Genomic DNA, 13,644 nt, shown 5'->3' on the forward strand with positions numbered 1-13,644 from the left:
CCAGGGGATTGCCTATGCAGACAGAAAAGTGTAATTTTGCAAACATAAATCTTCACAACAAAACTATTTGACATGTTTGAAACATTGCTTCAATCGTCTTATTTTGCCTTGTTCCTGATTATCGCCTTAGGGTTCGTGTTGGGCAGAATACAGATCAAAGGCCTCTCGCTCGATGTATCAGCCGTTATCTTTATCGCTCTCCTGTTCGGGCATTTCGGGGTAATCATTCCTAAGGAACTGGGAAATTTCGGTTTGGTATTGTTCATCTTCACCATCGGCATACAAGCGGGTCCCGGTTTCTTCGACTCCTTCCGTTCGAAAGGGAAAACGCTGATCATACTGACGCTTCTGATTGTCGGTTCCGCCAGCCTTACCGGTTTGATACTTAAATATGTGGTCGGAATCGATACGCCGAGCCTCGTCGGACTGATCGCCGGAGCGCTGACCAGTACGCCGGGTCTTGCCGTCGCGATCGACAGCACGCATTCCTCCTCCGCCTCGATCGCCTACGGTATCGCCTATCCGTTCGGAGTGATCGGGGTGATACTTTTCATAAAATTACTGCCGAAGCTGCTGCACAAGGACCTTGTCGCCGAAGCGAAAGCGCTCGAAGCACAGCGGAAAGGGAAATATCCTCCGTTGCACACGGCGACTTACCGCATCACCCATGCCAATATATTCGGGAAAACGCTGGCCCAGTTGCAACTCCGTTCCATGACAGGAGCCGTCATTTCCCGTGTGAAACATAACAACCTGACCAGCATACCGGTAGCGCAAACCATCCTGCATGAAGGAGACCTGATCAAGGCTGTCGGCAACGACAAGTCCTTGGAACAACTGGCACTCCTCGTCGGCGAACGTGTGGAGAACGACCTTCCTTTCGGCAGCACGCAGGAATTGCAATCGCTGTTGGTGACGAACAAGAACGTTATCAACAAGAGTTTAGGGTATCTGAACCTGCAAAGCACGTTCAACTGCACCGTCACCCGCGTACGCCGAAGCGGGATCGACCTCTCGCCCGAACCGGACCTGTTGCTGAAATTCGGTGACAAGCTGATGGTCGCCGGAGAAAAAGAAGACATCAAGGAACTGGGCCAGGTGTTCGGAAACGACGAGAAGAAACTTTCCGACACGGACTTCTTCCCGATTGCCGCCGGTATCGTGCTCGGAGTGCTGTTCGGAAAACTGAATATTTCGTTTTCGGACTCTTTCTCCTTCTCGCCCGGCCTGACAGGTGGTATCCTGATCGTCGCGCTTGTCCTGAGCGCAATCGGCAAGACGGGGCCGATCGTCTGGTCCATGTCCGGTTCCGCCAACCAGTTGCTTCGCCAGATCGGCCTGTTGCTGTTCCTCGCCGAGGTCGGGACATCCGCCGGCGTCAACCTTGTATCGACCTTCCAGGAAAGCGGGTGGACATTGTTCGGAGTCGGTATGGCGATCACAATAGTGCCGATGGTCGTGGCTGTCCTGTTCGGCTATTTCGTATTCAAGATCCATATCCTGGACCTGATCGGGACGATCGCCGGCGGCATGACCAGTACGCCGGGGCTTGCCGCCGCCGACTCGATGAGCGACAGTTCCGCTCCCAGCATCGCCTATGCGACGGTCTATCCGATCGCGATGGTGTTCCTGATCCTCTTTATCCAGTTCATTGCGGCATTGGTTGTATAAGAGGAAACATGTTTCCCCCGGCAGGAAAATAAATTTTCCATAGCGTGAAAATTTATTTTCTTGCCAGTGAAAATTTATTTTCACCGAAATGGAAATGCTGAAAATATTCAGTCACTCGACTTCTTTGCTATGCAAAACAAGCGTTTTCCCTCTAATATATTGGCGATTCTAATATTTTTCCTAATTTTGTGAGAACTAACAATATTAGAAATTCGCCATGCAAACAAACCAACAGTTTGACCTCGCCTTCAACTTACTGCAGAACACTGGGACCAATCTTTTTCTGACAGGAAAAGCCGGAACGGGCAAAACGACCTTTTTAAAAAGGTTGAAAGAGGTTTCTCCCAAACGAATGATCGTTGTAGCGCCAACCGGGGTAGCTGCCATTAATGCCGGGGGTGTCACGATCCACTCCTTCTTTCAATTGCCATTCGGTCCCTATATTCCCTCTTCACCGGAATATCAGGGCGGTAAAAAAGATTTCAAGAACCAATTCCGCAAGGACAAGATCAATATCATCCGCAGCATGGACCTGCTGGTGATCGACGAAGTCAGTATGGTGCGTGCGGACTTGCTGGATGCGATCAGCGATGTCTTGCGACGTTACAAAGACCGCAGCAAACCTTTCGGCGGTGTCCAGCTACTGCTTATCGGAGATTTGCAGCAGTTGGCTCCTGTCGCCAAAGACGAGGAATGGAATCTGCTGAAAGAGCACTATCCGTCCACTTTCTTTTTCGACAGCAAAGCCCTATCGGAAAGTAATTATTACTGCATAGAGCTGACACATGTCTACCGCCAGAGCGACACGAATTTCATCCACTTGTTGAATAATATCCGTGAAAACCGTTTCGACGACGAGACTCTGCAACAGCTGAACCAACGCTATATTCCCAACTTCCTGCCGGCTGAACAGTCGGGCTACATCACGCTTACGACACATAACTATCAGGCGCAGCAGATCAACAACCGCAAACTGGCGGAACTTCCCGGTCAGACTTATACTTTTACGGCTGAAATCAATCATGATTTCCCTGAATATTCTTATCCGACCGACGACAAGCTGACTCTGAAATGCGGTTCACAGGTCATGTTCGTCAAGAACGACTCTTCTTCTGAAAAACGTTATTATAACGGGAAGATCGGGAAGATCGTTTTTATCAATCCCAGCAAAATAACAGTGGTTGACCAAGAAGGAAACGAGATCATAGTCGAAAAGGAAACCTGGAACAATGTGAAATACACGATCGACCCCGAAACACAGGAAATCACCGAAACCATTTCCGGGACCTTCAACCAGTATCCGCTGAAAACCGCTTGGGCGATCACCATACACAAGAGCCAGGGATTGACCTTCGAACATGCCATCATCGACGCCTCGGCCGCATTCTCGCATGGGCAAGTGTATGTCGCACTGAGCCGTTGCAAGACATTGGAAGGGCTTGTGCTGAGCAGCCCGATTACCCGCAATGCCATGATCAACGATTACCGGATTCAGGAATTCACCTCTTCGGTCGGCAACCGCCAACCGGGCGAAGAACAAATGCAGGCCGCACAGCAACAGTATTTCACGGAACTGATCTGCGAACTTTTCGATTTCAACAACCTGCAACAGCGTATCCAATATGCCGCTTTTGTCGTGTATGGCAACCTGCAGAAACTTTATCCGGAACTAAGCGTCCAATATTCTAACACCCGCGACACATTCCGGTCTACAGTCACGGATGTCGGAGAACGTTTCATCCAGCAACTGAAACGGATGATAAGCGGAAATCCGGACTATCTCAAAGACGAAATGATACAGGATCGCGTCCGGAAAGGCGTTTCCTATTTTTTGGAACAGATAGACCGTCTTTGCACGCCTTTGCAGGAAGCGTCGGAGGTGGAAATAGATAATAAGGAGATCCGTAAAACGGTCAAGAACGCATTGGACAAATGGGACGAAGACCTTCGCGTCAAACTGGCCGTCCTGGAAGGATGCAAAGAGCGATTCACGATATCCGGTTATTTGTCGGCAAAAGCGAAGGCGAGCATCGAACAGACGCAAGCCCCGACCCGCAAGAGAAGCGAAAAGTCAGCCAAACAGGAGAAAGAAGCGATTTCTACCGACATCAAATATCCGGAATTATATGCCAGCCTGAAACAATGGCGCTATGAACTGGCAACCGAAAAAGGTCTTCCCCCTTACACCATCCTGCAACAGAAAGCACTGATCGGCGTAGTCAACACGTTGCCCGTCAGTGGACGCGATCTTCTCAGAATCCCCGGAATCGGGAAAAAGATCGTTGAAAACTATGGTGCAAAGCTATTGGAAATAGTAGACGAATACAAAAGAAGCAAGCCATAAAAAAAGACCCGGCACCGGCCATAGCAAGAGAGCCGCAAAGCGGCTCTACTTCCGGCCTCCCTACTTTTTCAGCTCGAACCCCATCATCATCCCGTCATACTGGCTTGCCAGCTTATTAAGCGTCTGCAAAGTCGTATTCTTGGAAACGGCGGAGAGTTTCGTCAGGAAATCCAGCAACTTATCCGCATTGAAAAGCAAGGATAACTGGTCGTTCGTAACAACGACATGAGCCGTCATCGTCGTCAGTTTGGACTTTCCGATCTTGCCGTAATGTAGTTCCATCGTCTTATCGTCCGCATTGAAAGAATAAGTGCCTTTCAAAGTACGGCCTTTCAAAACGCTTGTGAACGTACTGTCGGTATTAAAAGTATATTTGAATGCTCCTTCGATGATCCCGACTTTCGCACAATATTCTTTCAGCTTCTTTTCCATCTCCGAAGAGGCTACGCTTGCCGCCACATTTTTCAAAGCATTATCACCTTCCAACTGAATGGCCGGATTCACATATGTCCACGTACCGGCCAGATTTTCCGCCGTCAGCTTTTTGCCTCCGGTCACGGCGGTTACAGCATCCTTCACGGCAGCAGAATTCAAGATATCTTTAATCGATTGTCCATACGCTGCATCCGATATGGACAAAATGCCACAAACGGCAACTCCCAAAATCCAATTTTTTTTCATTTTCATCTATTCTTACTCATGTTTACAGTAGGCAAAGATACGAATATTATCCCTACATTTGTATCCGGGCAATCATCCCGACACTTGGATATCCTAATATACATTAATATGACAACTATGGTGAAACTAACTAAACACTTCTGCCTTATGCTGGTTTGTACACTCGCTTGTTTCAACGGTCGCGCAGAGATCAGTCCGACTGTCGTCCAATCGACGATCCGGTCACTTGTCGCAAAAGACAGCCGGAACAAGGCTGCCATCGAGAAAGGAGTCCGCCAGGCCGCCCGCCTCTGGCAGGAATCCGACGGAAACGCTGAAGAATTCAAAACATTCTGCGAAAAGAACTACATCTCCGATCCTGCCGAAAAAGAACAGGTATTCCTTAAAATCAGCGATTATATGGAAGGCATCAGCGGGCACTTCAACGAGATGTCCCTGCGCCTGATGAAGAACCTGCACCAACCGACCGGCCCTCTCCACGCGATCGACGAGAAGTTCGGTTCCTACAGTCCGGGCACGCACCTGCAAGACGACTTCTATAAAAACAAGATCGCTTTCATCGTCATGCTGAATTTTCCCCATTATACCTTGGAAGAAAAAGGCAGGTTAGGAGCAGACCGGAAAGCATGGGCATATGCCCGCCTCGGCGACCTGTTCACCGAGCGCATCCCGGCAACAGCCTTGCAAGCCGCCGGAAACGCAGAGAGCGATGCCGACATCTACATCTCCGACTACAACATTTATATGGGACACGTCGAGAACAAAAAAGGGGAATACTTGTTTCCTAAAGACATGATCTTGCTTTCACACTGGAACCTGCGCGACGAGATCAAAGCCAACTACAACAAAGGGAAAGAGGGCCTCGACAAACAGCGCACGGTCTACGAAGTGATGAAACGGATCATTGCACAGGACATTCCGGTCGAAGTCATCAACTCCGGCAAATACGAATGGAACCCATACAAAAACGAGATCAGCCTCGACGGCAAGCAGGTGCCCGGAACACCCGAATCGACCACCCGCTACCAAAAGATGTTGAACAATTTCAAAGCGATGCAGGAAATAGACACATACACGGGAAATACTTACATCGACCGGAAGTTCTCGGAAGATATGGAAGTCTCGCTGGACGACGTGGAAAAACTTTTCGACGAATTCCTTTCCGCTCCGGAACTGAAATCCGTCGGCAAGATGATTGCCAAACGCCTCGGCCGCAAGCTGGAAGCCTACGACATCTGGTATGACGGCTTCAAGGCACGCAGCAACCTGGACGAAAAGAAGCTGGACGAAAAGACACGGGCGCTCTATCCGAATGCGGAAGCGTTGGACGAAGACCTGCCGAACATCCTTGTCAAAGCCGGCTTCTCCCCGGAACGCGCCAAGTACCTGGCCGACAAGATCACAGTCGATGCCGCCCGCGGTTCGGGCCATGCCTGGGGAGCGGCCATGAAGGGACAGCAATCGCACCTGCGCACCCGCATACCGGAAACCGGCATGGATTATAAGGGCTACAACATTGCCATCCATGAGTTCGGACACAATGTGGAGCAGACCTTGTCCATGTACGATGTGGATTATTATATGCTGAGCGGCGTCCCCAACACGGCTTTTACCGAAGCGCTGGCTTTCGTCTTCCAGAAACGAGACTTGGAACTGTTGGGAATCGAAGACAACAATCCCGACAAAAAGGCGATGGAAGTCCTGGACAAGATATGGACGATGTACGAAATATGCGGCGTCTCCATGTTGGATATCTCTGTCTGGAAATGGATGTATGCACATCCCGATGCTACGGCCGGACAGCTGAAAGAGGCAACGATCTACCTGGCCAAAGAGATCTGGAATAAATACTATGCTCCCGTTTTCGGCGTGAAAGACGAAACGGTTCTGGCAGTTTACTCACATATGATCAGCTACCCGCTATACTTGTCGGCCTATGCCTTCGGACAGATCATCGAGTTCCAGCTTGACCAATACTTGGAAGGAAAAGATTTCGCAACCGAAGTCGAACGCATTTTCCGCCAGGGACGTCTGACACCCAACGAGTGGATGCTGGAAGCAACCGGCAACCCGCTGACTGTCGAACCGATGCTGGAAGCCGTACGGGAAGTGATCCATTAAAGATACAAAAGAAATGATATCAGCCAATCGTGTTACAACTGTAAACGAAACAGACGGACTGCCCCTGCCCAAACGCTACTGGGCGATACTTGCCACCGCATTGGGTGTCGGTATGTCCGTCATAGACGGAACTATCGCCAATGTCGCCCTGCCGACGATCGCACGCGATTTAGGGACAGAGCCCTCTGTTACCATCTGGGTAGTGAACGCTTACCAGTTGGCCATCACGATCTCGCTCCTCTCCTTCTCCTCCTTAGGAGATATTTATGGCTATAGGCGCATCTACTTGTCGGGGATCGCCGTGTTCAGCGTCACCTCCCTGATCTGCGCCCTGTCCGGCTCCTTCTGGACCCTGACGGTTGCCCGTATCTTACAAGGTTTCGGGGCAGCGGCCATTACCAGTGTGAACACGGCTCTGCTGCGCATCATCTATCCGAAAAAATTCTTGGGAAGAGGAATGGGGATAAACGCCCTTGTCGTGGCAGTCTCGATCGCTGCCGGACCGACCATCGCGTCGGCTATCCTGTCGCTCGGCTCGTGGCACTGGCTGTTTGCCATCAATGTCCCGTTCGGCATCGCCGCTCTGGTGATCGGCATCTCCCACCTGCCCGGCAACCCGGTGAAAGTCTATGGCAGACGTTTCGACAAAGTCAGTTGCCTGATGAACGCGTTGACCTTCGGACCGCTGATCTTCTCGTTGGAAGGGATCGCCCATAAGAAAAGCGCCGCCCTGGTTATCATCGGGATCGTGGCACTGGGCATAATCGGGTATTTCTTTGTCCGCCGGCAGCTACACCAGCGTTTCCCGTTGCTTCCTGTCGACCTGATGAGGATACCGATCTTCTCGCTCTCCATCGGGACCTCGATCAGCTCCTTCACGGCCCAGATGTTGGCAATGATCTCCCTTCCCTTCTTCCTCCAAAACACACTTGGGCGAAGCGACGTCGCCACCGGACTGCTGTTGACTCCCTGGCCTCTGGCAACCATGATCATGGCTCCGACAGCCGGTCGCCTGGTCGAAAAGATCCATCCGGGGATATTAGGCGGAATCGGCATGAGCATATTCGCAACCGGGCTGTTCCTGCTCGCTACCCTGCCGGCCCATCCTGCCGATATGGACATTATCTGGCGTTTGTTTATCTGCGGGGCAGGCTTCGGCTTGTTTCAGACACCTAACAACAGCACGATCATCTCATCCGCTCCCACCAATCGTAGCGGCGGCGCAAGCGGTATGCTCGGCACGGCCCGCCTTTTGGGACAGACGTTGGGAGCGACACTGGTCGCCATGCTGTTCAACCTCGTTCCCAACCACAGCACACAGGCTTGCCTGTACCTGGCGGGGTCGTTTGCCGTCATTGCCGGAATCGTCAGTTGCCTGCGCATCTCCCAACCGGCTCCCCTGAAAAGGAAATAAAAAAGGGACACCCATGAGGCATCCCTTTCTTTTATCTCGTCCCGTAAACAGGGATTAGAGTTTATCGTTAGAACCGAGTACGTTGATAATTTTGTGCTTGTACAGCTTTTCCATGTTATCACGAGCCGGACCCAGATATTTACGCGGGTCGAATTCAGCCGGTTTTTCTGCGAAAGTCTTGCGGATAGCAGCAGTCATGGCCAGACGAGAGTCCGAGTCGATGTTGATTTTGCAAACAGCCGATTTAGCAGCCTTGCGCAATTCTTCTTCAGGAATACCGATAGCAGCCTTCAAAGCGCCACCGTATTTGTTGATTGTTTCAACTTCTTCTTCAGGAACAGATGAAGATCCGTGAAGAACGATAGGGAATCCCGGAAGTTTTTCCATTACAGCATCCAATACGTTGAAAGCCAATGGAGGAGGAACCATCTTGCCTGTCTTCGGATCGATATGGCACTGTTCCGGAGTAAACTTGTATGCACCGTGAGAAGTACCGATAGAGATAGCCAAAGAATCGCAACCTGTACGGTGAGCGAAATCGATCACTTCTTCCGGATCGGTATAAGTGTGGTGGTCAGAAGAAACTTCGTCTTCAACACCTGCCAATACACCTAATTCACCTTCTACGGTTACATCAAATTGATGAGCATAATCAACAACTTTCTTTGTCAGAGCTACGTTTTCTTCATAAGGAAGATGAGAACCGTCGATCATGACAGAAGAGAAGCCAGAGTCGATACAGCTTTTGCAAGTTTCGAACGTATCGCCGTGATCCAGGTGCAAAACGATCTGAGGATTCGGACAGCCTAATTCCTTAGCATATTCAACAGCTCCCTGAGCCATGTAACGCAACAGAGTAGCATTTGCATATTGGCGAGCACCTTTAGATACCTGCAGGATTACCGGAGACTTTGTTTCAACAGCAGCCTTGATGATAGCCTGCATCTGTTCCATGTTGTTAAAGTTGAAAGCCGGAATTGCGTATCCGCCTTTGATGGCTTTTGCGAACATTTCTCTTGTGTTCACCAAACCTAAATCTTTGTAATTTACCATTGTTGTATATGTTATTACGTTAATGATTAGAAATCTCCCACAAAGATAACAACTATCCGGTAACATTATGCTTTTAAGCATATAAAATAACACAAAAGTAGACCTGATTGAAAAAATAGTTCGAATTTCTTTGTTTGTTCAACTCTAATCCATACCTTTGCAACCCAAAATACCGGTTACCAGACTTAAGTACAAGAGTATAAATTAAAAATAAGATAACAAAGCAATGAAAAAAGGAATTCATCCTGACAACTATCGTCCTGTAGTATTCAAGGACATGTCAAACGAGGACGTATTTATCACTCGTTCTACTATCAATGCAAAAGAAACGATCGAAATTGACGGCGTTACTTATCCGTTAGTAAAGGTCGAAATCTCAAGCACTTCTCACCCGTTCTACACTGGTAAGGCTAAATTGGTCGATACTGCCGGACGTGTTGATAAGTTCATGAGCCGCTACGGTAACCGCAATAAGAAGTAATTGGAAATGGAAAATTGAGAATCGTAATTGCCGGTTCTCAATTACGATTATATCGAATAAGAAAGGCTGTCCATATTGGATAGCCTTTCTTATTTTATACGGGATTCACCGATAAAGAAAGCAACTTCCGTTTTTTATTTACAAAGATATTCTTACTTTTGTGCGTAACTGAAGATTGAAATGAAGTCGTGCACCGTGCATCCCTTCATCTTCAATTGTCAATTATCAATCATCAATTAACATAATGCCATGGCAAAAACGAAAGAACAATTACTAAACATCCTGGACCAGTTCCAGCTCACAGAGAAAGTAGTTTCCGCCGAACCATTCGGAAACGGACACATTAACGATACGCTGAAAGTAACAAACGAAAAAGGCGAAATCAAATACGTGCTGCAACGCATCAACCACTTGATCTTTACCAACGTGGATATGTTGCAGAACAATATCCAGGTCGTTACTTCGCATATCCGTAAAAAACTGGAAGAAAAAGGCGAAAACGATATCGACCGCAAAGTCCTGACTTTCCTTCCGACAAAAGATAACAAATTGTACTATTTCGACGGAGACAGCTATTGGCGCGTATGTTTATTCATTCCGAACAGCAAAAGCTACGAAGAGGTCAGCCCTGAACTGTCTTACGAAGCAGGCAAGGCTTTCGGCGACTTCCAGTCCATGCTGGCCGACATTCCAGAAGGCACGTTGGGCGAAACGATCCCGAACTTCCACAACATGGAATTCCGTCTGGAGCAATTCCACGATGCAGTAAAGGCCAATGCCGCCGGCCGTCTGGACGAAGTGAAAGACTTGATCGAGGAAATCGAAAAACGCGCCGAAGACATGTGTATCCAGGAACGCCTCTATCGCGAAGGCAAGCTCAAAAAACGCACGAACCATTGCGACACGAAGGTTAACAATATGATGTTCGATGCCGAAAGCGACAAGGTGTTATGCGTGATCGACCTCGACACGGTCATGCCGGGCTTCGTCCTGTCAGATATCGGTGACTTCATCCGCACAGGAGCCAATACCGGTGCGGAAGATGACGAAAACCTGGACAACGTCAATGTCAACATGGACATCTTCAAAGCCTATACACGCGGTTACATGGAAAAAGCCAAGTCATTCCTGACCCCGACAGAGATCAAGTTGCTCCCGTACGGCGGCCGCTTGCTGACTTATATGCAGACAGTCCGTTTCCTGACCGACTACATCAACGGCGACACCTATTACAAGATCCACAGCCCGAAGCACAACCTGATCCGCACAAAGGCTCAGTTCAAACTGCTCCAAAGCCTCGAAGCACATGCAGACGAGATGGATGCGTTCATGAGCGAATGGCTGTAGGAACAGTTCAATAATTCAATTGGCGGTTGGCAATCAGGCAGTGAGATGATTACTGCCCGGTTGCCAACTGTTTTTTACCGGTTTTTTCGTATCTTTGTGATTGACAGACAATGCCAAAGTAACATCATGACAAATATATTAAATAAAATAAACTCTTTGTTTCCTATTTCCGATGATACCATTCAAGTATTGAAAGAGAATGTGACCTACTGCCGCTTTCCTAAAAAGTATCAGTTGATAAAAGCTGACACCTATTGTAAATCCGCCTTTTTCATCGAGAAAGGAATTACACGTTCCTTCTGGCTGGTAGATGGCGAAGAGGTCACGACATCGTTTGCCGGCGAAGGGAGTATTGTGTTCAGTATGGATGAACTCTATTACGGAAAGATAAGCGAAGAATTTGTCGAAACACTGGAAGAGGTAGAAGCCTACCGGATATCGTTGGCTACTTTGACGCATCTTTTCGAAACAAACATCGAACTGTGTAATTGGGGAAGAATCATCCACCAAAACGAATACAGACGTTTACATCGCAGCCACAAAGACCATTTGACCTTGTCGGCGCGGGAACGATACGAAGCTTTCAAGGAACAGTTTCCGGACGCATACCGACGAGTGAACTTAGGATATATCGCCTCTTATTTGGGAATCAGGCTTTCCACGCTCAGCCGGCTCCGAGCTAACGGATAGACGAATTTGACATAGGACAATTTTTTTACCCCAAAAAACGAATACTTTTGCCGCATATTACAAATATCTAATTCAATATCAATGTCAGACACAACAATCTCTTCAGCCGCATTTGCGGATACCAAACCCCATTACGAACTTCTTGACGGATTGCGAGGGGTGGCAGCCTTACTGGTTGTTTTTTATCACATCTTTGAAGGTCTTTCTTTTGCAGCCGGAGGAACTCCTATCACAACGATCAATCATGGCTACCTGGCTGTCGATTTTTTCTTCATCCTTTCAGGTTTCGTAATTGGCTACGCCTACGACGACCGCTTGGGAAAAACAATGACGACCGGCAACTTTTTCAAGCGCCGCCTGATCCGTCTCCATCCGATGATTATCATGGGAGTAGTATTGGGGACAATAGCCTTTTTCATACAGGGTTGTGTCCAGTGGGACGGTAAACACGTGACAATCTCGGCAGTGATGTTATCCACACTTTGTGCGATGTTTTTCATTCCCGCCCTGCCCGGTGCAAAATATGAAGTGCGTGGCAATGGCGAAATGTTTCCGCTCAACGGTCCAAGTTGGTCACTTTTTTTCGAATATATCGGTAACATCCTTTACGCCGTTTTCATTCACCGTCTTTCCACTAAAGCACTGACCGTACTCGTCGCCCTTTTAGGGATAGGGCTTGCCGGATTCACGCTTTTCAATGTTTCAGGATACGACATGATCGGTGTGGGCTGGACCCTCGACGGCGTGAATTTCATCGGCGGTTCCTTGCGCATGCTTTTTCCCTTCTCATTAGGAATGCTATTATCCCGCAACTTCAAACCATTCCAAATGAGGGGAGCTTTCTGGATTTGTTCGATCGTTCTGTTGATTCTCTTCTGTGTCCCCTATATAAAGGCAGACGCTGTTCCTATCAGTCTCAACGGGCTATTTGAAGCTGCCTGCATCATTCTTATTTTCCCGGTTCTTGTCTGGCTTGGAGCCTCCGGCAAAACGACAGACAAACGTTCGACGCAAATATGTAAATTCTTAGGCGACATATCCTATCCGCTCTACGCTGTTCATTACCCGATCATGTACCTATTCTATGCTTGGCTGATCGACAACGAACTTTATACTTTAGCCGAAATCTGGCCTATGGCAATAGTAGTTTACGCCGGCAGCATCGTCTTGGCTTACCTCTGCCTGAAACTTTATGACGAACCGGTAAGAAAGTGGTTAAGCAAAAAGTTCCTGAAAAAGAAACCTGCACTTTAAAAACACTTTAATATAGATTTATTGTACCCAAAAGGTCGGCTCCAAGACCTTTTAATATACCATCAAACAAACAACAATTAACGGGTGTCGATGTGGATTAAGATAGCACAGCGTCGGCACCCGACATTTTTTCGAGTATTTCTGAAACCTTCCCGCAAGTCACCTAACAATACCTTGTCTCTTCCAATCGTATAGTAATCACCGAAGTCGTAGGCAATTACATCATTGTTGTACTTATCCTCGCGAAACTAAACTTTCTTCTCGTCAAGCCAGATGCCAAAACGGGTGTCAGTCTTTTCAAATCGGTCGACATCGAATCGAAATTGTCTATCAGAACATCCGAAAAGAATAGCTCGTAGTAAATCTTGAGGGTGCATACTGCAAAGTTAAAACTTTACTCATGAACTCCCCACCGCCCACCGGGAAAATCTGCTGACCCCAGAAACCGGTCAAGCCCCCATGATCCCTGACAGCTGTCCATCCCTAACAAAAAAACCGACTGTTGCTTACAGAATATGAAAAAAGGAGTCAACTCCTTTCGGACTGACTCCTTCTCTTTCTTTCAGCTTTGACTGACTTCTAAAACGG

At 48.3% G+C, this 13,644-nt stretch carries 10 protein-coding genes; 8 read left to right on the forward strand and 2 right to left on the reverse strand.

Features of this window, described 5'->3' with window-relative positions; genetic code table 11:
* The first annotated feature begins 72 nt into the window (after positions 1 to 72).
* Both RDN79_RS07830 and RDN79_RS07835 read left to right on the forward strand, forming a co-directional pair.
* The gene (locus RDN79_RS07830; protein ID WP_298553234.1) at positions 73 to 1,671 is read left to right on the forward strand and encodes an aspartate:alanine exchanger family transporter; all 1,599 of its coding nucleotides are present in this window, start codon (positions 73 to 75) and stop codon (positions 1,669 to 1,671) included.
* A gap of 217 nt (positions 1,672 to 1,888) precedes the next feature.
* On the forward strand, positions 1,889 to 4,015 hold the full coding sequence (locus RDN79_RS07835; RefSeq protein ID WP_298553233.1) for an HRDC domain-containing protein: 2,127 nt from the start codon (positions 1,889 to 1,891) through the stop codon (positions 4,013 to 4,015).
* A 60-nt stretch (positions 4,016 to 4,075) separates the two neighbouring features.
* On the opposite strand, the gene RDN79_RS07840 is transcribed toward RDN79_RS07835, so the two are convergent.
* On the reverse strand, positions 4,076 to 4,696 hold the full coding sequence (locus RDN79_RS07840) for a DUF4923 family protein (RefSeq protein WP_298553232.1): 621 nt from the start codon (positions 4,694 to 4,696) through the stop codon (positions 4,076 to 4,078).
* A gap of 147 nt (positions 4,697 to 4,843) precedes the next feature.
* Between RDN79_RS07840 and RDN79_RS07845 the strand changes: the two genes are divergently transcribed.
* Positions 4,844 to 6,817, forward strand: coding sequence for a hypothetical protein (locus RDN79_RS07845; protein WP_308573105.1), 1,974 nt, complete (start codon positions 4,844 to 4,846; stop codon positions 6,815 to 6,817).
* Between the two features lie 13 nt (positions 6,818 to 6,830).
* Positions 6,831 to 8,231 carry an MFS transporter gene (locus RDN79_RS07850; RefSeq protein WP_298553230.1) on the forward strand — a complete coding sequence of 467 codons (1,401 nt, stop codon included), beginning with the start codon at positions 6,831 to 6,833 and terminating at the stop codon, positions 8,229 to 8,231.
* A gap of 54 nt (positions 8,232 to 8,285) precedes the next feature.
* On the opposite strand, the gene RDN79_RS07855 is transcribed toward RDN79_RS07850, so the two are convergent.
* Entirely contained in the window at positions 8,286 to 9,284 is a 999-nt protein-coding gene (locus RDN79_RS07855) for a class II fructose-bisphosphate aldolase (protein ID WP_298553229.1), read from the reverse strand.
* Between the two features lie 226 nt (positions 9,285 to 9,510).
* On the opposite strand from RDN79_RS07855, the gene RDN79_RS07860 reads away from it, so the two are divergent.
* From RDN79_RS07860 to RDN79_RS07875, 4 genes are all read left to right on the forward strand, one after another.
* On the forward strand, positions 9,511 to 9,765 hold the full coding sequence (locus RDN79_RS07860) for a type B 50S ribosomal protein L31 (protein ID WP_008150452.1): 255 nt from the start codon (positions 9,511 to 9,513) through the stop codon (positions 9,763 to 9,765).
* A gap of 249 nt (positions 9,766 to 10,014) precedes the next feature.
* Positions 10,015 to 11,112: a phosphotransferase enzyme family protein gene (locus tag RDN79_RS07865; RefSeq protein ID WP_298553228.1), complete on the forward strand. Its 1,098-nt coding sequence runs from the start codon at positions 10,015 to 10,017 to the stop codon at positions 11,110 to 11,112.
* Positions 11,113 to 11,238: 126 nt separating this feature from the next.
* A complete protein-coding gene (locus tag RDN79_RS07870) occupies positions 11,239 to 11,802 on the forward strand; it encodes a Crp/Fnr family transcriptional regulator (protein ID WP_298553227.1) in 564 nt (187 codons plus the stop codon).
* Positions 11,803 to 11,883: 81 nt separating this feature from the next.
* Positions 11,884 to 13,056 carry an acyltransferase gene (locus RDN79_RS07875; RefSeq protein ID WP_298553226.1) on the forward strand — a complete coding sequence of 391 codons (1,173 nt, stop codon included), beginning with the start codon at positions 11,884 to 11,886 and terminating at the stop codon, positions 13,054 to 13,056.
* Positions 13,057 to 13,644 lie beyond the last annotated feature (588 nt).

Origin of the sequence: uncultured Parabacteroides sp. (assembly GCF_902493135.1) — a bacterium.
In the GTDB taxonomy this organism is placed as follows: Bacteria; Bacteroidota; Bacteroidia; order Bacteroidales; family Tannerellaceae; genus Parabacteroides.

Bases quoted from the DNA above. Each gene is read 5' to 3' on its own strand.
- RDN79_RS07830 (WP_298553234.1), top strand. From the start codon at position 73: ATGTTTGAAACATTGCTTCAATCGTCTTATTTTGCCTTGTTCCTGATT.
- RDN79_RS07835 (WP_298553233.1), top strand. From the start codon at position 1,889: ATGCAAACAAACCAACAGTTTGACCTCGCCTTCAACTTACTGCAGAAC.
- RDN79_RS07840 (WP_298553232.1), bottom strand. From the start codon at position 4,696: ATGAAAAAAAATTGGATTTTGGGAGTTGCCGTTTGTGGCATTTTGTCC.
- RDN79_RS07845 (WP_308573105.1), top strand. From the start codon at position 4,844: ATGCTGGTTTGTACACTCGCTTGTTTCAACGGTCGCGCAGAGATCAGT.
- RDN79_RS07850 (WP_298553230.1), top strand. From the start codon at position 6,831: ATGATATCAGCCAATCGTGTTACAACTGTAAACGAAACAGACGGACTG.
- RDN79_RS07855 (WP_298553229.1), bottom strand. From the start codon at position 9,284: ATGGTAAATTACAAAGATTTAGGTTTGGTGAACACAAGAGAAATGTTC.
- RDN79_RS07860 (WP_008150452.1), top strand. From the start codon at position 9,511: ATGAAAAAAGGAATTCATCCTGACAACTATCGTCCTGTAGTATTCAAG.
- RDN79_RS07865 (WP_298553228.1), top strand. From the start codon at position 10,015: ATGGCAAAAACGAAAGAACAATTACTAAACATCCTGGACCAGTTCCAG.
- RDN79_RS07870 (WP_298553227.1), top strand. From the start codon at position 11,239: ATGACAAATATATTAAATAAAATAAACTCTTTGTTTCCTATTTCCGAT.
- RDN79_RS07875 (WP_298553226.1), top strand. From the start codon at position 11,884: ATGTCAGACACAACAATCTCTTCAGCCGCATTTGCGGATACCAAACCC.